The sequence below is a fragment of the uncultured Microbulbifer sp. genome, assembly GCF_947489355.1.
In the GTDB taxonomy this organism is placed as follows: domain Bacteria; phylum Pseudomonadota; class Gammaproteobacteria; order Pseudomonadales; family Cellvibrionaceae; genus Microbulbifer.
This window is the reverse complement of sequence record NZ_CANLDD010000063.1, coordinates 1-19195: the sequence shown is the minus strand read 5'-3', so window position 1 is coordinate 19195 and position 19195 is coordinate 1. Positions and strand designations below refer to the sequence as shown.

Here is a 19195-nt window from a genome sequence, read left to right as displayed (position 1 = left end):
CAAATACAGCCAGCTCCGTGCCCTGGCGCAGGCGAATAGCGATTGGGGTATCTGCTTCAATCCCTGCTGGAAGATCACCAGTCTTGTTTCCTGCAAATTTTGTCCATTCAGGGGTTTCAGCCTTTGGTACCTCGACAGTTTCGTCGGGTTGGGCACTTTCGAGTTGTGCTTGCATGGTATTAATTCCTTTTTATATATCAATATTGATAGTTAAGAGTGGGGGTGTATTTGTACACCCTGGATTGTTATCTCTTTTGGTGCCCGTACCTCTTTCTGTGAGGCGCTGTCTTTGTTTTGCCGTCTAAGCTCAGAAACCACGGCCCGTTCAATGTCGGAATATTTGTTAGGATATAGAGCTACTGTTGAGGGACGAATGTTTTTACGACGTTGGAATTCAGATATAAATCGTTGCACCTCCCTTATTATCGCGGTGGCTTTTTTATTGAGTTGTAAAGTTGAAACGTCCATGATTAATCCCTAAAAAGGGGCCCAATACCTGCGACCCAAGCAGTGGAGGTGTATCGGTTAAGCCGCAGTCGTTTGTACCGGCGGGATACCTTTTTGCAGCATCTCTGTGACGGAAGCGGCCAGCTCTGAGGGAACTAGGTTTTTGCCCTTATCCGCTGGTTCAGGCAGGTATTTAGCGCCCTCTGGAAGGAGTTCCTGCAGTTGCTTTGAGGTACGGCAAGAGTTGAGAATGGTCTGTACCTGGTCGTGGAAATCTCTGGCTGCGGTTAGCACGGATTTTGTACGCAGTTCTAACGCTTCAATGTCTGCAATAAGCTCGGGATCGTCTATTAAATTGCCACCTTTCATACTCGCGAGGGGTTTTGGTGCAGTAAATACAAGAGTTAAATCTCTGCTAAAATGGACTCTTCTATCAATTTTTTTGTACAGTGTTTCCATAAGGTTGGTGTTAAGCCATGTGTTTCTATATTTCACAGCATCGGAATCACCATCAATACGCAGAGCCTCTTTAGTTCCGTTCTTTGTTGTAACTCTTGGGATGTATTGGTAGACGTGAGTGGCGATCTCCTGCTGGATGAGCTCTGGCCAGCGGGTTGAAGGGATGCCGGAAGCAACGCGCAACTTCTTTTCATACAGCTTCCAGAACACTGTATTAAGCCGATCAGCCTCCTTGGCAATTGCACGGATTTCCTTCTCAACAGCCTTTGAGGTGAGAATTCTGGCGATGTTGTTACGCATCTCTTTAGTAATGGGAAAGGATTTCATGTCTTTACCTTGCTGCAGGTTTTAAAAGAGGGCTCCATACAGGCAGCCCATAGGGTTACAGCTGACTGAATGCGCCAGGGGCGCGGTGGAAAGTTATTCCGATTTGCTGCCGTTCAAATATGCAACACGTTGGGCTGCCTCTTCGGTGCTTGTGTGATCTGACTCCGACACCCATTTACCATTTGGCTCATAAAATCCAACGGTCCACAGTCCCGGTTCAGTTTGCGTGTAGACGTACATTTATTTCTCCTTTCTGTTTTTTGCTGCGGCTTCACCGGCCAGGGCAAAGTACGCTGCGCCGTCTTCGTAGTCGTCTGGTACAAACACCCCACAGCTTGCACGGGATTGCTTCAGTAGCACCATAAACAGCCATCCCTGCTCTTCCGTGAGATCAAACCCGTAGAGGGCATTAAAAGCGGCAACGGTTTTGGCCATGGAGCGCTCGCCGTTTTCCGAATCACGTTGTTCAGCACGGTCACGCATATGCTGAGCGGCTTTTTCCAGAAAGGCGGGAGCGCTGTAGTCCGGTGGTGAAACCGCTTCAGAGCTCACGCGGCTGCGCTCCCATTGATTTGCTGTACAAGGTGATCGAGGGATGCGAGGTAATCAGTGGCAGCTTCCCGGCTTTTGATGAGGGCGTTTTGTATGGCCTCTGCACGGTTTGCGCCGTGGCCCTGTGCCAGGCCTGAACCCAGGCCAACGAAGGTGTTGCAGGTGAAGACGTTTAGAACCGCGTGATAATCCAATGACTCGTTGGAACGGCGGCGGCAGATCATCTCTCCGAGGACATTGCCCTGCAGCACAATGTTTTCCTTGCCGACCACTGGCCTATCGGGGTCTTCCCCTGAGTCGGTGATCGGAATTGATCTAAATTTGATGCCCTTCATGCGGTGCTCCCTCCCTGGTTACGAATGCGAATAGTTTTAATGGTGGGTTTGCGCTGGAATCGGGTACGGAGTTGTTCCTGGGAATCGGTGCCGGCGCTGACGAGAATGGAGGCGAGCAGGCCGAACTGGATCAGGCCGTGTTTAATGGCTTTAGCGACGGCATCGGTACTGTTACGGGCGTGCAATTTAAAGAAGCATTCGCTGAGGAGGTTGGCGACATTGGCGATAGAGCAGTGCATGGCGGCGGCGGTTTCAGCATTGCTAAGGCCGCGAGCGCGGTGTGTCAGCGCTTCTGCCTGGCGGGGGGCCAGTTTCCTGTACTTGCTGCTAGGAGTGGTCGAGCTGTTAGTGAATGGCTGCATGCCTGTCTCCTTAATTGCCAAAGAGACTTTAGTGTATCACTAACTTTATGTAAAGTAATTAACTACCTAAATTGTCGAGAAATGGCATCCAATATTTCATTGGACAGCCCTACGGCCTGCTCAGGGTCTGCTGCTAAGGCTTTTTTTGCGGATTCGGTGAACTCCTGTGCAGCTGCAGCAGGAGCGAATATCTCATCAAGGGGTTGGTCGAACACTTCCCGAATTCGGGGTAAAAGTGCCAGTTTTATCGATGAAGTAGAGCCTTGCTCTATCCGATTATAAGTGGAAAAGGACATGTTGAGCTTTTTCGCCGCTTCGCGCTGACTTAATCCCGCCCGCTTCCTGGCTGCACGGATAAGTATGTTTGGGTGTTCAGGCATTTTGGGCATCGAAAGGTAAATTAGGTTGAGCAATATGCAATTATGTTCAGATAAGTTGCAAATGACCTGCCCTCAGTTGACTAACGCGCACCTTTTGGGGATGTTGGTGATGTCGCCAATGAGGCGCAGCGAAGCTTGGTTTCTCGCGCAAGTGAAGTGGAGGATCGTTGCAAATGGATATGCCGGAGTACGTGCGAGTGTTGCGATTAATGCGGGCAATCGAGAGGGGCTTGAAGGCCGCCGACGCTGGGTCAGTCGTCAGCAGTGCCTGCGAGAATGGCGAGCCGGAGGACAGGGAGGGGGTCAATAATCTCCCCGCTGGACTGGCTGGCCGAGTACAGTGTAATAAGGGCCGCACCGAAGATACGCGGTGAAGGCATTTTCATATTTTCCTTTTCTAAGGTTTCCATCATTGCCGCGACGCACTTGGCCGCTAAGATCTCATCTATTTGGCCGGGCTTAAGTTGCTGCTGACCGCTAATGGTTTCTGGGTGTTCATGGTCAAGCCAGCCGGGCTCCAGGTTTAGATGTTCTTCAATTTCGCGCGCCTTTTTATCGCCCACATTAGTAATAGGGGGGTCTTGGCTAATCTGGCTGGCGTAGCTCACGGAGAGGCCTAGGGCTTCAGCGAATTGCTTGTTTTTTGGGCCGTGCTTGGACCTTAAGAGTCTGATATTGCTAGCCCGAATCTCTCGTATGGTCATTTTTGTCCAACGCGGTCCTTTTCCCATAGTCCAGCCTAGTCATGCAGATTGTGTTTGTGCAGCCTGGTCAAGCGAATTAGGCAGCACAAGCGGTTTGCCGCACCCTATCACAACAATTCCCCAATGATACTTGCCAATCGGTTAGCGAAAAGCTAACCTTTAGTGATATGAAACTTCGAACCTTTCTTTCGCAGCTCAAAGACGACCGTGATGCTCTTCAGAGGCTTGCTGAAGAAGTCGGCACGAAACCTATTTACCTGCGGCGCATTGGTGGCGGGCATGACCCTTTGCCAAGCCCAAAGCTCGCAAGGCGCATCGCTTATGCGAGCGGTGGGCGGGTGGACCTTGCTTCTGAATATCCACACCTTTGGGGGTAGGCCCTGGAGCTGTCACCAATAGCAGTATGGAGGCAAGGCAAGAACTGGTTAATCAATAGCCAACCATGGTCATTCATACAGGAGAAAAGGATGGACAAGCAAAGCATACAGGATGAGGTCGCGGAATTCCTCAAAACGGAGCAAGGAGCAGCGCTGGTGGCGGACAGCCTCGCTGCACTGATCAATAGCCGGGACACAGTTCTAATCCAGCCCAAAAAGAGCGTGGTTGCCAACCTTCAGGGCGCAATCAAAAAGGTTGATGAGGCCCGGCAAGCGCTGCACCAGGCGGAGGAAAGTGATCCGCAAAGTACGGCCTACAGCAAACACAAAGCTGAGCTTTTGAGGGCCTGGGTAAAGCTGTCAGAAGTTGTGAGGCTCCTCAAGTCGGAGCAGGACGAGGATCTAGCGGCTGAAAGCCTTGAAAGGGGCCACATGGAGGAGCCTGACCCTGAAGTGTTCCTAACACGTGAACAGATACTCGACCGGGCGACAAACCTCACATTAGGCCAGGGAGGTGATGTTGAGTTTTGGGCGGGCAATATCCAGAGCGCAATTAACAGATTGAATGGGGCAACCCCACTCTCTTGGAGCGCTGGCGGCGGCGCACCCACAGACCGCTGAGGTCAGTGCCATCACTTGGCATAAATATATAACCGCCAGCAGCGTCATCTATGACCTGCTGGGGGGTGGGAGAGAAAAATGAGTGAGCAAGAAGCACAGAGCGTAGTAACACTGCGGGCGGACACATCTGAAATCGACACCTGGCTCGAACGTGTTACGACCGCACTGGACGGTCTAGCTCTTGAAGAGATCCCTGAACTGCTTAGAGACAAAATCCTTTGCCTCCTTGAGAGCGGCTTTTCGGACGGCTCCGTACTTTGCCTGGGCGCCACATCCTTTGCAGGTGAGCATGTCATTCGGCTTGGGGTTTCGCGGGATCTGGAACTTTTTGCTGTTGCACTTTGCGCACTGAAGCGTGACGGCATCACCACTCATAACTAATTCCTTGTTAGCTGTTGGTTTGGGAGCTTCCAGCATATCGGGAATGGCGACACCTGCCCAGTGGTGTGACAGCTGGGAGAGTTCGGCAGCTTTTAACTGAAAATATTGGAATACAGAATGGAAAATCAACACCGAAAAATTAAGGGCTACCGCGAACTCAGCGAGGAAGAGGTAGCGCTTATGAATGAGGCTAAAGACCTGGCTGAAAAGTGCGGTGCACTAATCGAAAAGCTGTGGTCACACCCGGATACTAACAAACGGTGTATCTCTCTGGGCAAAACCAATTTGCAGCAGGGCTTTATGTGGGCAGTTCGTGGGGTTGCTCGCCCCGAAACCTTTTAAAAGGAACGCCTGCAGTGATCACGGCCTCCACCCAAATCAAATAGGAGTTGCATCGTGAGTATGGAGCTAATGGTCAAGGCAATGAAGGTCAAAGTGGGGAATCCGCTGCGCAAGTTGGTGCTCCTTAAATTGGCTGACAACGCTAATGACCAGGGCGAATGCTGGCCCAGCTATCAGCATGTCGCTGACCAGTGTGAAATCAGTCGTCGTTCCGCTATGCGTCATATCGAGGCCCTAAAAGATGAAGGTTTCTTGCGTGTTGTTCATCGAAAACACGGGAAGGATAACTCTCTAAATTCTAGCAATATTTTTGTGCTCACCTTAGATCAGGGTAGTGACAGAGAGTCACCAGGGGGTGGTGACACAAAGTCACCGGGTAGTGACACAGAGTCACTAGGGGGTAGTGACACAGAGTCACCCAGAACCAGTCACTCTCTTGAACCAGTCAATGAATCTAATACTTCCTCGCCAAACTCTGCCAAAGAAAATCGGGTGAAAGCTACCGACGAAGATTACGCTTTGGCGAATTTTATTCTCGAAGGTGTCCGCAGGCTCCAGCCCACATTTAAACCTCCCAACCTGGACAGGTGGGCTGACGACTGCCGAAAACTGCGTGAACTGGATAACCGTTCACTGCGAGAGATAGCCCGCGTGTTCACTTGGGCCAACAACGATGATTTCTGGCAATCCAATATCCTCAGCCCAGCCAAGTTGCGTAAGCAGTTTGACCAGTTACAAATCAAGTCGAGTCAAAGCAAGGGAAGTGCAAATGAAAACCATAACTCAGGCCCTGGCAACCGCCTCCAGCAGGAGCACGCACAAATCAACGCCGCGTTCGCTAGAGCCTCAGCACGAGAAGCTGCTGCTGGCCCTGTGGAAGCGCATGACCCAGCTGTACGGCCACAAGTGGTCGTCCCAGCACGCTCTGTACGACTCCGAAGCGGATAAGGCTGCCGGCTGCTACAGCGAGGATTTCATGCTGTGGGCGAAGAAGACCCAAGATCTGAGCGAGATGGCATGGCGCCGTGGTATGAACTACGTCGAGTACAGAAACCAGGAGGCGGCCCAGCAGGGCGAGTTCGACAGCTGGCCACCCAACTACGCCGAGTTTGTTGGTATGTGTATACCGATTCCTGGATCACAAATATTCCGGGCATTTGAGCCCAAGAAGCTACCCGACCAGAGTGCCCAGGAGCGATCCAAGGTGGTTGGGCGCCAGACGCTGGACAGCCTGAAATCCCTGTTTACGGAAGCGGCAGAGTAAATCGAATGCGCACTCTGGAATTCACCCTGCCCCAGGCCACACCATCCAACAACCAGTTGCTGCGGATGCACTGGAGAAAGCGCAGGGCTGTGAAAAAGCAGCTGGCCATGGAAGTAGCGGCAGCCCTGGTGAGAAGCGGTCAACGTCGACCCAATGAGCCCCTGGCACAGGTGTATATCGAGATTGAGCGTGGTTCTGCCGGCGAACTGGACGATGACAACCTGCAGGGTGGCACAAAGCTGCTGGTCGATGTGCTGGAGAAGCCCAGCCGGACCAATCCCCACGGCCTGGGCTTGATTGAGAACGACAACAACCAGTGCGTAGTTAAGCGCCGAGTCACCCAGGCTCTGGCCAAGCGCGGCCAGGGTTACACCCGAGTACTGATTGCGGAGGTGCTGGAAGACAACTGCGAATTTTCAAGCCGCTTTGGGGGTGCCCAATGATCGATATCACCACACCAGCCAGCAAAAACTATTTCACCGTCCAGGAGTTGCAGTGCCGTTGCGCCGACTGTGAAGAAGAGCGCCGCAACGGTGAGAGCGTAAGGGGGTGCGCCTCTAATGTGAGTGTGCAGTTTCTCTCCCACCTGAATCGGGTACGCGAGCGGGTGTATTGCCGCCCTATGCCAGTAACCAGTGGTTACCGCTGCACCCTCCACCCGATAGAGGCGCGCAAGGCGAAACGAGCTATGCAGGAAGGCAGGCCGCACATCCTCGGTGATCACCCCTGTGGTGTAGGCGTGGATGTGGGGGTGTATGGCAAGGATGCCCACTACCTGATGCAGGCTCTGCATGTTTATAACTGGTTGCACGCCCAAAATGAGCTGCCGCAACCCTTCACCGCCATTTGCCCCAACCAACGTGGCCCACACCATAAACGCTTTATCCATATCGGCGGCAACACCGATGTTCCTGGCCGCAAGCGCCCCTGGGACTGGACCTACTGAGGAGGGTGCATGGATGGGGAGCGCATCAATCCGTGCCTTGTAGAAGCGCTGGAAGACAAGCTGTACCTATGGGGCTCTGTGGCACTGGATTTAGGTGGGGTGAGTGGTAACAGCGCGTTATGCGCCATTGAGGTCCATGCCGCCCATCGCAGTTCCCGTTTGCGGCAGAAGCAGTACACAGCACAAGGCACTGCCACACGCTCCAACCGGGTGAGCGGCCAGGGTATCAATGAGGAGTTGGCAGCGCCAGTAGAGGAAGCCATGGCGATCATCAAGCGGGAGACCCCAAAACTCTACGAGGTGCTGAAGGTGGAAGCGCGCAGCCTGTTGTTGCATGAGGGCCTCAGTGATCAGCGATCCCGCGCCCGCTGCCTGAAAATCAGCCTGCGCACCTATCAAACCCGATTACACCGGGCCCGGATTTTTCTCGCAGGCTTACTGTTTGGACCGCAGATACTCAGGGAGACGTAATGAACCTGCAGCCCACTCGCATCCCCAAGCTCTTGGTTTTGGCCAAAGACCGCAACTGCGTCCACTGTGGCAATAACGAGGGCACCACCGTGGCAGCTCACTACCAGGGTCAACGCAGCCACAGCTACGGCAAAGGGCGTGGCATCAAACCCCATGATGCTATGGCTGCACACCTCTGCTACCGCTGCCACAGTGAGGCGGATAGCAGCGCCCTGGGCAACTGTCCCGAAGCCCACAGCGCCCGCTTTCTGCTGCTGATTATCATTACCCAGTTGGGCTTGTTCCTAGAGGGTCGCATCACCGCACGAGATTATGCCCAGGCCTTCCTACTGAAGCTGTGCGGCAATGCGTCAGAGCTTAAAGAGTGTGGCGAGAATGAACTGCACCACACCGCTTGCCGCCTGGCCCAGTGCTGGGACTCCGGCGAGATCACTATCACCAACAGCGGCGCCATGGTGAGCAGCTTCGTGGGGGTGAGCCCATGACCCGCAAAACAAATGAGCATGGCCAGTTCTACTGCCGTGGTTGCAGCCAGTGGCAGGCCAAGGAGGCTTTCCCTCTTAATACCAGTCGTTTCAGCCGCTGTGGCCGTGCGAGCCGTTGCAAGCGCTGTCGAGCCGATTACAGGGTCAGCTACCGCGCCCGCAGGCGCCGAAATTCACATATTCGAGCGCTGATCCAACGTAGGGCACACCAGTTTTTTTAATCAAAAAACTCGTTTAGAGGGAGGGGTGGGTTTTAGGCCTGTAGGATCACTTCTGGGTGATATGGTTGACGAAGGGGGGTAGCTGGTCCTTTCCACTGGGCCCGAGAGTGGGGTATTCGCACCTTTACTCACTTTTTGGTTTTTGTGAGGGATTGGGCAAGCTCCCGCTCTTTATCGGTTGTGAAATGTAGATCCACAAGCTCGCTGTCGACCATTCCTATGTCATCCTCCTTAATTTCTCGCACATATGCCTGGATAGACTGTTGTGCCAGGTGCAAAGTCTGTGCGCTGGGTGGCTTGAATTGACCGTAGAGTTCTTCAATATGCTTGATATTTTCCTTGAGGCTCAAATTGGGATCATAGTGGGTGCCCACAATTGAGTGGAGTAGCAGGTTGACCTCTTCTGCTGTAAAAATCGGCTGATCGTCACCATCAGAAAGGGGATCGATAAGAACAAGTGCGGCAAGTTCTTCGGGAAACTCTATAAGTTCTCCAGTTTCAACCCGAATTAGCATGGTATCACCCTAAGTTGTTTAGCCAGCTCTCGCTCGAAAATCTGAAACTGGGAATAACTGGAAAAGTCGTGCTCGCTCATCGCCCAACCGAGGCCACCATCAACCTCTACTCGGGTCAGATGCTTAAGCTTGCTTTTGACACCCTTGTGCATATCAAGAGCCTTGGCAGTATAAATCCGTTTTTTTCTGTCCGCGCCGCCCGTTCGCCTCGCATCCAGATCATCAGTCAGCAGATAGAATCCAAAAATAGCGATCCGATCTAGATCTGGGAGGATCATTTTAACGGCGGTTTGAGCGATGGTTCGCCCTAAGCCAAAAGGGTTTATCCTGGCAGCTTTTGCAGAGTCTGTACTTTGGTGTCGGTCGGAGAACTTCAGACCCACAACGTAACCATCCACACCAAACACGACGTGATAACTGATTTCTACATTGAAGAAAGTATCGCCGTAAGAAACCAGTTGGGTCTTTGACTTCACTTGGTTGAGTTGTGGGTGCCCCGCCATAAGGTTCTTCCTTGAAATGCAATCGAGAATGACTATCGAGCAAGGCGTAAAACTATACATTGGTGCAGGTTAATGTTCAAGCAATGCCAGCTCTTTACTCTTCTGCTGTTTGGTCTTCAATATTTGGCCATCCGCAAATCTCAGATCGAGTTTGTTATCGTAAGTTCGCCGGGTGGTATAGCTTTGGTTCTTTTTTTGTATAAATTATTTAAAACCTCATTGAGTCAAGTGACAGTTTGGCGTTGATAACAACAAAAAATAGGCTTTATTCTGTCAAATGGCGTGGTTATCATCTTGGTGTTGTGCTCAGCACTTGAGTGCTTTGATATGGCTGTTATCATTACGGCCCCCTAAGGAAAAGCGCAAGCTTCTGTATCAAAATTTGGAAAGCTGTATTCGGATTTAATCTTTATAAAAATAAGTGGAAGATATTTTGAGTGCTGGTCCTATAGTGTCTGTTAGGTCAATTGTAAATGATACCACTGGATCATTAGGTAGAAAATTTTCTTTTTTTATTCAGTTTTTAATTATCGTTTCGTTAATCTCATTTTCTTTCAGTACTCTACCAAATCTAACAGCACGGACAAAAACTATTCTTTACTATGTTGAAGTATTTTCTATAGTTATTTTTACGTTAGAGTATTTGCTTAGAATAATCTCATCAGAGAATCGATTAAAATTCGTATTTAGCTTCTATGGCATTATTGATCTTTTGGCGATATTGCCCTTTTATTTTTCTGCCGGCCTCGATCTTCGGGCAATAAGAGCTTTTAGATTGCTAAGGCTTATCAGGATTTTTAAGTTGATAAGATATAGCAGTGCTATTGATAGGTTTCACAGGGCATTAATAATTGTAAAAGAAGAAATGATCTTATTTGGCTTTGCCTCAGTTGTTTTGCTCTATTTATCTGCAGTGGGTATTTATTATTTTGAGAGCCAAGCTCAGCCTGAGCAATTTAAATCTGTTTTCCATTGTTTATGGTGGTCAGTAACTACATTAACCACAGTTGGGTATGGTGATATGTACCCGGTAACTGCAGGGGGAAGGTTATTTACATTTTTTGTTTTAATAATAGGGTTGGGGATAGTTGCGGTACCAGCTGGTTTGGTGGCCTCTGCATTATCTAAAGCTCGCGAGTCTGAATAAAAAATATCATATATCAAAAGACGATCAAGCCTATTGACATGATCCACAAAGCCAAAAGGAGATTACCAGTGGCAAGAGCAGGGAAAGAGCTAATATTCGTTGCAGAGGGTGAAGATAGCTGTAACTACTGGGTTTATAAGAAAGGCAGATCATTCTACATTAGAGATCCTAATGGTCATGAGCACTTATGCCACCCATCTGTTACTAGCCACGAAAGAATAAAAAGTGAAATTCTTCTGGTTTTCCACACTAAAGTTATCGGCATTAAATATCCATCAGAGTTAAGCTCTTAGCAAGACTAGCCAAAGAATCTTAAGTACCGCCCCCAACTTACTTGGGGATGCCCGTCCATAGTAATTGAATAACCCCAAACCGAATCCATGACTATTTTTGGGTGACGCCATTTTGGCACTTTTGCGTTTTGGGGGTATAAATCAGCTATCTTGCGATTGTTGTCTCTACCAGACACCCAACCACCCAAACCGGCCACTGAGCCGGTTTTTTACTCTGGAGAGTGATCGTATTTTGTACGATTGTACTAAATCCGTGTAAGTAGCTGTTTTTAATGCGGATTGTGGGTAAACGGCGCAAAATTGATTCCGGGGCAGTAATCAGGATAATAGCAGTCACGGCGACCACTATATAGATGTTAAGGTGCAGCATGGACCGATTGGCGAAGGCCATTGATAACTTGGGCATGATTCGTCTTCTGAAACTCGGTGATAGAGAGGTCCGATTAGCCTTGCTCCTGAGTGAAGAAGATTGGAAACACTTAGCTGCGCCTTGGTGGCGAGGCAAAAGTGCTTCGATTTTGGGCGTTGATTTAGATGGAAACTTTGTTCTTTGTAAGAGTTCTGGGGATTTCATTCTATGGGATCACCAAATGTCCTCCGAAGTTCCTATTGCTAATAACTTAGAGCGAATGCTATCCATGCTCGAGCTTGATCCGACGAATATCCCTTAACCAAGCGCAGTCACGCTGACAATTTTCCGCTGCTCTTCAACTTTAATTGTACTTTTAATGTTATGATTTTTTATGCCTAGAAAGATTAAAGGTATTGGATTAAGGCACTACGGTGCGAAAACGATTGATTTAACTCACGCCGTAGATTGGGAGTTCGTAATAACCGAAATATTCGTCGGTTTCCTCCTTGGAGTGTTTTCCTATATGGGGTATGTTGGCGGAATAGCTTTACTATTTATTCTTTGTCTTATAGGTTCCTTTGTATGTTTCTATGCAGTAATAAGAAATATAGTTTTGTATTTCAAGTATAAATCTGCCAATGAAAAGAGCGGTGGTCAAAAATCCTAACCGATTAAAGGCGGGTTTCTAGCCTGCCCTCCCCACACCACCGTGCAACGACCCAAACCGGCCCCTGAGCCGGTTTTTTTACGCCTGGAGAAAGTGACTCCATGAATGAACAGGAAGTCGGAAGTGCCACCGTCACCGTTATGGGGGTGGGTTTGACACAAACCCCCGCCACTCCACTGCAGGTGCTGGGGGTGGTTATTGCCACGCTGGGGTTGGTGTGGAACGTGTACGCAGTCATTACCCGCAACCGACACAACAAATTTGTACGTGAGCAGGCCAAAAAGTCAGCCCCCAGGCCCCGGCGAGATCAATAAGCCAACTCCCACTCCCAAACCCACTGGGGGTGGCAACCCTACGACCATTGCCAAGTGAGGCCGTTATGAGCTTTTGGGGTGCATTTAAAGGTATTTTCAGCAGCAATGCCAAGCCCGTTGACGACATTCTGGATAAGGACCGCGGCCTGCTGGTGCGTGCCGGCGGGTTTATCAATGACCTGTCTTATACCGAGCAAGAGCGGGTGCGAGATAACTCTGAGCTGGTGGCTAGGCAGGCGGCTGCGTATGGGGAGCTGATCGACACTGTGACGGAACACGCACGGAGTACGGCAAGCGAAAACACCCAGCGCAGCCTGACCCGTCGGCAGGTGGCCATCGCCATCATACGTGTTGAGCTGTTTCTAGTGCTGACGTCGATTGTAGTTTGGCCCCTTCTGCCTGAGTACGCCAAATTTGTTTGGCTGGTAGCCAGCTCCAAGCTGATGTTCGGTGCTTTTATGGCTGTTGTGGTGTTTTTCTTTGGCTCCTACGGCATCAGCAATCACATACTGAAGCCTTTAAGGGAGGCGAAAAAGAAAGGCACTGGCTGATGATTAGCATCAAGCACGACCTGGACCAGCTGGAGAAGAAGCTGGGTAAGATGGCGCAGGGTATGATCGCAAAGGCCGCGAGCCAGGCGATCAACAAATCCCTGCGCTCAGTCAACACCGCCGCTATCAGGACTGTATCCGAAGAGACCACGATCAAGCAGAAAGATATCCGCCAGGACCACGAGCTGCAGCTGGCCAACCGCAACCGCCTGCGTGGGGTGGTGAATGCCAAGAAGGCCCGTGCCCGCAACCTGATTCATTCTGTACGCCCCAGCCAGCGCAAGGCCAACCATTTCAATGCCCGCAACAAGCGCGGGGGTTACAAAGCGCCGGGTGTGAAAGCCCGGGCCTGGGGCAAAACCAAGGTCTACCGCGGCTCATTTATCCAGCGCGTGAGCAATGGCAAGCTCCTGGTGTTGGCGCGCACAGGCAAGACGGGGCCACGGGGCGGCACAACCAAGGGGCTGATTGGCCCCAGCCCGCGGGGCACCTTTAAGAGTCAGCGCCTGCAGCGGGTCATGGAACGCCAGGCCCGCGAGCGATTCCGTCTTGAACTCACCCGCTCCATCAATAACGAGCTGCGCAAGCTCCAGTGATCGTCCTGTACCTCACAACGGCGCGGGTCCTTCCCGGGGGGCGGCCTATACGGGTCCCGCAGCAGCTCGAGATTTGGGTATTTACGAGGATTTTTTTGGGAGGGTTGGTGGTTGGTCATTGAGGATATCGAACATGGTAGAAAAGAAGCAAAAACCCCTTAAAACAAAGGCTAAAACCCACAGGGACAAAGCTGCAAAAAAGCCCTCCAATGACCAACCTGACTACTGGTTAAACAAGCGGCAGGTGTGTGATTCACTGGGCATCACGGCAACCGCCTTTGACAAGTGGAAGGTGGCACCAGTAGCCCGGGTGGGTAACTGCAACTACTACGATCTACGCAGCCTGGTGGATAATCGGATAGAGGCAGTGCTGCGCCGGCAGCAGCTGGAGCATCCGGCCCCATCGAGCGGCGAAAAGCTTGATCCAGTGCAGGAGCATGCCCGCCTGGCCAAGGAGAAAGCCGATGATCAGGCGTTGAAGAATGCCAAAGGGCGTGCGGAGCAGATCCCGGCTGAAGCGGCTGCGCTGATCTTTGGCCGGGTCGCCGCGGAGATGGCGGCCATACTGGATTCCCTGGAGGCCAATATCAAGCGCCGGGTGCCGTCACTGACGGCCACCGAACTGGGCTTTATCAAAGCCGAGCGGGTGCGGCTGCAAAACCTCGCGGCCAGTGTGGGAAGCCGGCTGGAAGAATTTATCGATGAACTTATCGGCGCTCCAGAACCGGGCGATTAAACGTCATCTGTGCGCCGGCCTGCGCGTTCTGTTCCGGCCCGAGCCCCTGTCCATGGCCGAGTGGGCCGACAAGCATTTCTATATGTCGCCGGAATCAAGCTATGTGGAAGGCCAGTGGCGAAGCGATCCCTATCAGATTCCGATCCTGAATATGATGGGCAATGAGGATATCGAGGAGTTCAACTGGGAGAAGGCCGCGCGGGTTGGGTATACAAAATCCATTGTGATTGCCCTGGGATATTTCGCAGAGCACAAGCAGCGCAATCAAATGCTGTGGCAGCCAACGGATACCACCGCCCAGGGATTTATGCAGCAGCATGTGCAGCCGATGATTCGCGATGTGAAGGTGGTGCGCAAGCTGGCGCCCTGGTTTGGCAAGAAGCATTCCGACAACAAGCTGGACTACAAGAAGTTTTCCAACAGCCGTCAGATCTTTGTCCTCGGTGGCACGGCCGCGGCCAACTACCGGGAAAAGTCCGTAGACGTCGCCATCTACGATGAGTTGTCCCAGTTCGATGAGGATATCGAAGGACAAGGTTCTGCCACCCAGCTCGGGGATATGCGCCTGGAGGGTTCCAGTTTTCCGAAGTCGATTCGCGGCAGTACCCCCACCCGGGTGGACGAGTGCCAGCTGACCAAGGCGGCGGAGAAAGCCGACGAGCGGTTCAAGCGCTATCTGCCCTGCCCTCACTGTGGCGAATACCAGACCCTGGAATGGGGCGGCCCGGATGTGGACTGGGGGATTAAATGGGACAGTCGCGCAACGGTTCTGCAAGCCTATTACGTCTGCCGGCATACCGGCTGTGTGATTGAGCAGCGGGCACTGCTGGGCATGGACCAGCGCGGCGAGATGCGCAGCGAATCCGGCATGGTCACCCGTGACGGGCTCACATTTTACCGCGACGGCAAATCGGTGGACCCACCCCGCTCGGTTTCCGTGCATATCTGGTCCGCCTATAACACCCGCACCACCTGGGGCAAGATCGCCCACAAGTTCCTGCAGGTGTGCAAAGACCCGATCGAACTCAAGGGCTGGGTCAACACCACCAAGGGAGAGCCCTGGGAAGAAGCGGGCGATAAGTTGGATGCCGATCACCTGTATCTGCGCCGCGAGCACTACCCCGCGCCAGTGCCCCAGGCCGCGGTAGTGCTGGTGGCGGGAGTCGATGTACACCCCGACCGCCTGGAGGGCAGCGTCTGGGCCTTTGGTGGCGATGCCCGCGGCACGGAATCCTGGTTGATTGAGCACCAGGTATTTCCCGGTGACGCGAATAAGTGGGACGTGTGGGAGCGCTTGAGTGCCTGGCGGCACAGCCCGATCGAGCATGAGAGTGGCGTGCGTTTGCGCATTGCGGCCTGCTGTATCGATACCGGCGGGCACAATACGGCGATGGTGTACAAATACTGTAAGCAGCACGCCCTGGAACGGGTGTTTGCCATCAGGGGCTCCAGTCAGCCAGGCATGCCATTGGTTGGTCGTCCGAGCAAAAACAACAAGGGCAACGTCAACCTGTATTCAATTGGCACGGACACCGCGAAGGAATCCATTCTGGGGCGGTTGCAGATTAGCGAGCCCGGCCCGGGTTATGTGCATTTTCCGGTTGCTAAAAAAATTGATCGGGAATATTTCGAGCAGCTGACCTCGGAGAAGCGCGTACCGAGAAAGAAAGATGGTCGCATTGTCAAAAAGTTCGAACCGGTTCGCGACCGCAATGAAGCCCTGGACTGCTACGTCTACGCCCTGGCTGCACTGGAAATTCTCAACCCCGACTACCCTGCCCTCGCCGCTCGTTTGCAGCCGGAAGAGCCGGAGCCGGAAGAACGCGATGTGCTGGTGCTCAACCCCGAGCCCCCAAAACCCAAGAAGCGCCGCCGGCGCAACAGTGCCCGCAGGGTGGGCGGAATCAAAAGGTAAGCCATGATTGAACCGCGAAAATTAATTGCCGGCGATAGTGTTAGTTGGAATCGCACCCTGTCTGGCTACCTGCCCAGTGACGGCTGGACGTTGAGCTACCGTTTGGTTTCGTTAAACAACAGTTATGAGATTTCCAGCAGTGGCAACGGCAATGAACACCGGGTGGCGCTCACCGGTACCGATACCGAAAACTGGGTGGAGGGCGAGTACAGTCTGGTGGCCTGGGTCAGCAAGGGTGACGACCGCCATACCATCAGCCAGGCCCGTGTGCGGGTTATGCCCAATCCCGCCAGTGCCAACTACGACCCGCGCAGCTTTAACGAAAAGGTATTGGCCGAATTGGAAAAGCTGCTGCAGGGCAAGGCCAGCAAAGACCGACAGACCGTCACCGTCGATGGTCAGACCATTGGCCGTTACACCTGGCCGGAACTGATGCAGGCGGAAAAGTTTTACCGTGGTCGGGTCAACCGGCACCGCCGTCGCCAGCGTGAAAAGCGCACCGGGCGCACATCGAACCGCGTGCTTGTACGTATTCGATAGGAGCAGGCCATGAATATTCTTGATCGTCTCACCGGGCGCGCCGCCTTGCGGGAAGAAGTGGGCCGTCTGACACAAAAAGTCGAACAGCTGGGTCAACAGTCACGCAACGTGCGCGGCGCTATGCGCAACGCCGGGCACTTTAAAGCCGCGCAGAAAAGCCGCCTGACCGAAGATTGGGATACCATTCCGCACCCGATCAACCAGCAGCTGCAGCGGGATCTGCTGCCGATGATCGCGCGCAGCCGCCAGCTGGCAAAGAATGATCCTTATCTGCGCAGGTTTTTTAGCCTGGCGAAAAATAACGTGATTGGCCACGCCGGCTTTAAATTTGCCGCCAATGTCAAAACCAGTAGTGACAAGCCAGATAAGCGTGCCAGCCGCGCTATTGAAACAGCCTGGCGCCAGACCTGTAAAAAAGGGGTGCTCGACTATCGCGGGCACAAATCCTACAAAGGGTTGTGTGAATTAATGCTGCTCAGCCTGTTGCGTGATGGCGAAATACTCGCCCTCAAGATCCGCAATTCGGAAATCAAGCCGTTTGGCTTTGCTGTGCAGTTGCTAGACCCGCTGCTGCTGCAATTAACCAGCGACCACGCACCGGGAAAAATTGGGCACAAAATCACCCTGGGGGTCGAGTTCGACAGCGCTGGTCGTCGGGTGGCCTATTGGTTGCACAGCACCGACACCACCCATGCCGACTACTACACCCTGCATGGACGCGGTTATCTGCGCATCCCTGCCGATCGCATCATCCACGAATTTCTGGATGAGTATATCGACCAGGCGCGCGGTTTCCCCATCCCGGCCGCCGCTGCCGAGCGGCATTATAAGCTCAACCAGTACGAAGATGCTGAACTCACCGGTGCCGTGGTGGGTGCTTCGACCATGGGGATTATCGAGCGCAGTGAGGATGATAATGGCTTTGACAGCCAGGGCGAACCCGGGTACGCCGAGGACTACGACGAGCACTTCCACATGGAAGTAGAAGGCGGTACTTTTCAAATGCTGCCTCACGGCGCCAAGCTGAACACCTGGGATCCTCAACACCCCAACCAAGCTTACGGTGAATTTGTGAAAGGGATCTTGCGCTCCATCGCCGCTGCCCTGGGCGTTTCCTATTTCAGCCTTGCCAACGATCTTGAGGGGGTCAACTTCTCTAGCGGCCGTATTGGTGCTCTGGAGGACCATGGAGTTTGGAAGACGCTTCAAGATTGGCTGGTAGAAAACATACTCCAACCCATTTTTGACGACTGGCTGGCCCAAGCCTTGCTAATGGGGGCCGTGCGCCTCAGTGGAGGAAGCCCATTGCCCGCCGCCGGGCTCAGCCGCTATTGCGAAGGTGCCGCGTTCAACGGTAGGCGCTGGGCGTGGGTGGACCCCAAAAAAGAAATAGACGCGCACAGGGAAGCCATAGCGCTGCGCGTCACCAGTCGCAGCGAAGTGATCCGCGACCGCGGGCGCGAACCGGAAGAGGTCTGGGACGAAATCCAGCGCGAAGAGGATGAGCTGCGCCGCCGCGGTATCGACCCCAATATAGCCACCACGAAAGCCGCAGAAAAGTCCGCAAAGCAAGAGGCGCAGGAGCCTGCCAAAGATGAAGCCTAAAAAACTGGGCGATTTGATTCGCCAGATCAATGAAAAAGAGTCGCATCGAGCGGCCCTTTTTTGTACCTCATCGCCGAGCGGCACCCGAGCCGAGGGTGAGGAAGAACGCAGCCCTATCGATCAGGAGGCCCGCACTGTTGAAGTGGCATTTGCCAGCGAAACGGAAGAGGTCGAACGCTGGTACGGCATTGAGGTATTGATTTGTACCCCCGAAGCGGTGGACCTGTCCCTGCTTAATAACGCCGCTCCGGTGCTGGACCAACACGACAGATGGACCCAGGTGGGTGTGGTGGATAAGGCTCATGTGGACAGCGATCACATCGCGCGCGCAACTCTGCGCTATAGCCGCGGCCAACGCGGTGATGAGTTGTTCCAGGATATTGCCGATCGCATTCGCACCAAGGTCAGCGTGGGTTATTCCATCCTCGAAATGAAACTGGTGGAGGAGCGTGAAGACAGCCCGGACGTGTACCACGTTACCCATCTCTTCTCTTTGAACAGTCACTGTAATGGCTTGTAATCTAGTTGTGTAGATTTTTCTGCCACGAAATGATAAAAAATTCGCCATAAAAATTAATCTGTAGTAAGGAAGTTGTAGTGACAGGGTTGTTCCGCCAGCAAGCCATGGAAAAACAAGCAGATCGCCTGCATGGTGAAATTCTGCTTCTGCCCCGCCTTTCACACACCGTCATTTTGTCATTGCTACTAGCCTGGGTGGTTGTTGTCGTTCTCTGGCTCGCCGGCAGCCACTATGCCCGCAAGGAAAGCGTAACTGGTTGGCTGGAAC

General features: G+C 52.7%; 28 protein-coding genes and 2 pseudogenes. 21 read left to right on the top strand and 9 right to left on the bottom strand.

Annotation, left to right across the window (positions count from 1 at the left end):
* Positions 1-210: 210 nt before the first annotated feature.
* The 7 genes from Q1A48_RS18280 to Q1A48_RS18250 form a co-directional block, all read right to left on the bottom strand.
* On the bottom strand, positions 211-468 hold the full coding sequence (locus tag Q1A48_RS18280) for a hypothetical protein (protein WP_299947797.1): 258 nt from the start codon (positions 466-468) through the stop codon (positions 211-213).
* Positions 469-525: 57 nt separating this feature from the next.
* Positions 526-1233 carry an Nmad5 family putative nucleotide modification protein gene (locus tag Q1A48_RS18275; protein ID WP_299947795.1) on the bottom strand — a complete coding sequence of 236 codons (708 nt, stop codon included), beginning with the start codon at positions 1231-1233 and terminating at the stop codon, positions 526-528.
* 240 nt (positions 1234-1473) lie between these two features.
* Positions 1474-1785 carry a DUF6378 domain-containing protein gene (locus Q1A48_RS18270; protein WP_299947793.1) on the bottom strand — a complete coding sequence of 104 codons (312 nt, stop codon included), beginning with the start codon at positions 1783-1785 and terminating at the stop codon, positions 1474-1476.
* Positions 1782-2120 (bottom strand): hypothetical protein, encoded by a 339-nt coding sequence (locus tag Q1A48_RS18265; RefSeq protein WP_299947791.1) that lies wholly within the window; start codon positions 2118-2120, stop codon positions 1782-1784. The genes Q1A48_RS18270 and Q1A48_RS18265 overlap by 4 nt, the downstream gene beginning before the upstream one ends.
* On the bottom strand, positions 2117-2482 hold the full coding sequence (locus Q1A48_RS18260) for a helix-turn-helix transcriptional regulator (RefSeq protein WP_299947789.1): 366 nt from the start codon (positions 2480-2482) through the stop codon (positions 2117-2119). Before Q1A48_RS18260 ends, Q1A48_RS18265 begins: the two co-directional genes overlap by 4 nt.
* Positions 2483-2544: 62 nt before the next feature.
* Positions 2545-2862, bottom strand: coding sequence for a helix-turn-helix transcriptional regulator (locus tag Q1A48_RS18255; protein ID WP_299947787.1), 318 nt, complete (start codon positions 2860-2862; stop codon positions 2545-2547).
* Between the two features lie 251 nt (positions 2863-3113).
* Complete coding sequence (locus tag Q1A48_RS18250; protein WP_299947785.1) at positions 3114-3470, bottom strand: hypothetical protein; 357 nt, start codon at positions 3468-3470, stop codon at positions 3114-3116.
* A 563-nt stretch (positions 3471-4033) separates the two neighbouring features.
* On the opposite strand from Q1A48_RS18250, the gene Q1A48_RS18245 reads away from it, so the two are divergent.
* The 10 genes and pseudogenes from Q1A48_RS18245 to Q1A48_RS18205 all read left to right on the top strand — a co-directional run bounded on the left by Q1A48_RS18245 (position 4034) and on the right by Q1A48_RS18205 (position 8674).
* Positions 4034-4564, top strand: coding sequence for a hypothetical protein (locus Q1A48_RS18245; protein WP_299947783.1), 531 nt, complete (start codon positions 4034-4036; stop codon positions 4562-4564).
* A gap of 78 nt (positions 4565-4642) precedes the next feature.
* A complete protein-coding gene (locus tag Q1A48_RS18240; protein ID WP_299947781.1) occupies positions 4643-4945 on the top strand; it encodes a hypothetical protein in 303 nt (100 codons plus the stop codon).
* 117 nt (positions 4946-5062) lie between these two features.
* The gene (locus Q1A48_RS18235; protein ID WP_299947779.1) at positions 5063-5287 is read left to right on the top strand and encodes a hypothetical protein; all 225 of its coding nucleotides are present in this window, start codon (positions 5063-5065) and stop codon (positions 5285-5287) included.
* Positions 5288-5347: 60 nt separating this feature from the next.
* Positions 5348-5530: pseudogene (locus Q1A48_RS21940) on the top strand (helix-turn-helix domain-containing protein); the annotation flags it as partial.
* 526 nt (positions 5531-6056) lie between these two features.
* Positions 6057-6551: a hypothetical protein gene (locus tag Q1A48_RS18230; RefSeq protein WP_299947777.1), complete on the top strand. Its 495-nt coding sequence runs from the start codon at positions 6057-6059 to the stop codon at positions 6549-6551.
* 5 nt (positions 6552-6556) lie between these two features.
* Positions 6557-6994 (top strand): hypothetical protein, encoded by a 438-nt coding sequence (locus tag Q1A48_RS18225; RefSeq protein ID WP_299947775.1) that lies wholly within the window; start codon positions 6557-6559, stop codon positions 6992-6994.
* Positions 6991-7497, top strand: coding sequence for a hypothetical protein (locus Q1A48_RS18220; RefSeq protein WP_299947773.1), 507 nt, complete (start codon positions 6991-6993; stop codon positions 7495-7497). Before Q1A48_RS18225 ends, Q1A48_RS18220 begins: the two co-directional genes overlap by 4 nt.
* 9 nt (positions 7498-7506) lie before the next feature.
* The gene (locus Q1A48_RS18215) at positions 7507-7968 is read left to right on the top strand and encodes a hypothetical protein (protein WP_299947771.1); all 462 of its coding nucleotides are present in this window, start codon (positions 7507-7509) and stop codon (positions 7966-7968) included.
* On the top strand, positions 7968-8453 hold the full coding sequence (locus tag Q1A48_RS18210) for a hypothetical protein (RefSeq protein WP_299947769.1): 486 nt from the start codon (positions 7968-7970) through the stop codon (positions 8451-8453). The genes Q1A48_RS18215 and Q1A48_RS18210 overlap by 1 nt, the downstream gene beginning before the upstream one ends.
* Positions 8450-8674: a hypothetical protein gene (locus Q1A48_RS18205; protein WP_299947767.1), complete on the top strand. Its 225-nt coding sequence runs from the start codon at positions 8450-8452 to the stop codon at positions 8672-8674. The genes Q1A48_RS18210 and Q1A48_RS18205 overlap by 4 nt, the downstream gene beginning before the upstream one ends.
* Positions 8675-8802: 128 nt before the next feature.
* On the opposite strand, the gene Q1A48_RS18200 is transcribed toward Q1A48_RS18205, so the two are convergent.
* Both Q1A48_RS18200 and Q1A48_RS18195 read right to left on the bottom strand, forming a co-directional pair.
* Positions 8803-9189, bottom strand: coding sequence for a hypothetical protein (locus tag Q1A48_RS18200; RefSeq protein ID WP_299947766.1), 387 nt, complete (start codon positions 9187-9189; stop codon positions 8803-8805).
* Positions 9183-9692: a hypothetical protein gene (locus tag Q1A48_RS18195; protein WP_299947764.1), complete on the bottom strand. Its 510-nt coding sequence runs from the start codon at positions 9690-9692 to the stop codon at positions 9183-9185. The genes Q1A48_RS18200 and Q1A48_RS18195 overlap by 7 nt, the downstream gene beginning before the upstream one ends.
* A gap of 421 nt (positions 9693-10113) precedes the next feature.
* Here Q1A48_RS18195 and Q1A48_RS18190 point away from each other — a divergent pair, with 421 nt between their 5' ends.
* The 11 genes and pseudogenes from Q1A48_RS18190 to Q1A48_RS18140 all read left to right on the top strand — a co-directional run.
* Complete coding sequence (locus tag Q1A48_RS18190; RefSeq protein ID WP_299947763.1) at positions 10114-10839, top strand: ion transporter; 726 nt, start codon at positions 10114-10116, stop codon at positions 10837-10839.
* Between the two features lie 661 nt (positions 10840-11500).
* Positions 11501-11803: a hypothetical protein gene (locus Q1A48_RS18185; protein ID WP_299947761.1), complete on the top strand. Its 303-nt coding sequence runs from the start codon at positions 11501-11503 to the stop codon at positions 11801-11803.
* Between the two features lie 449 nt (positions 11804-12252).
* Positions 12253-12465, top strand: a complete 213-nt coding sequence (locus tag Q1A48_RS18180) for a hypothetical protein (protein WP_299947759.1) — start codon at positions 12253-12255, stop codon at positions 12463-12465.
* Positions 12466-12530: 65 nt separating this feature from the next.
* Complete coding sequence (locus tag Q1A48_RS18175; protein WP_299947757.1) at positions 12531-13016, top strand: hypothetical protein; 486 nt, start codon at positions 12531-12533, stop codon at positions 13014-13016.
* Positions 13016-13612: a phage tail protein gene (locus Q1A48_RS18170; RefSeq protein ID WP_299947756.1), complete on the top strand. Its 597-nt coding sequence runs from the start codon at positions 13016-13018 to the stop codon at positions 13610-13612. The genes Q1A48_RS18175 and Q1A48_RS18170 overlap by 1 nt, the downstream gene beginning before the upstream one ends.
* A gap of 133 nt (positions 13613-13745) precedes the next feature.
* The gene (locus Q1A48_RS18165; protein ID WP_299947754.1) at positions 13746-14348 is read left to right on the top strand and encodes a terminase small subunit; all 603 of its coding nucleotides are present in this window, start codon (positions 13746-13748) and stop codon (positions 14346-14348) included.
* Positions 14314-16263 carry a terminase gpA endonuclease subunit gene (locus Q1A48_RS18160; protein ID WP_299947752.1) on the top strand — a complete coding sequence of 650 codons (1950 nt, stop codon included), beginning with the start codon at positions 14314-14316 and terminating at the stop codon, positions 16261-16263. Before Q1A48_RS18165 ends, Q1A48_RS18160 begins: the two co-directional genes overlap by 35 nt.
* Before the next feature lie 3 nt (positions 16264-16266).
* Positions 16267-16803 carry a hypothetical protein gene (locus tag Q1A48_RS18155; protein ID WP_299947750.1) on the top strand — a complete coding sequence of 179 codons (537 nt, stop codon included), beginning with the start codon at positions 16267-16269 and terminating at the stop codon, positions 16801-16803.
* A 9-nt stretch (positions 16804-16812) separates the two neighbouring features.
* Positions 16813-18408: a phage portal protein gene (locus Q1A48_RS18150; RefSeq protein WP_299947748.1), complete on the top strand. Its 1596-nt coding sequence runs from the start codon at positions 16813-16815 to the stop codon at positions 18406-18408.
* A complete protein-coding gene (locus Q1A48_RS18145) occupies positions 18398-18928 on the top strand; it encodes a hypothetical protein (protein ID WP_299947746.1) in 531 nt (176 codons plus the stop codon). The genes Q1A48_RS18150 and Q1A48_RS18145 overlap by 11 nt, the downstream gene beginning before the upstream one ends.
* 77 nt (positions 18929-19005) lie before the next feature.
* Positions 19006-19195 (top strand): annotated as a pseudogene (locus Q1A48_RS18140) (hypothetical protein); the annotation flags it as partial.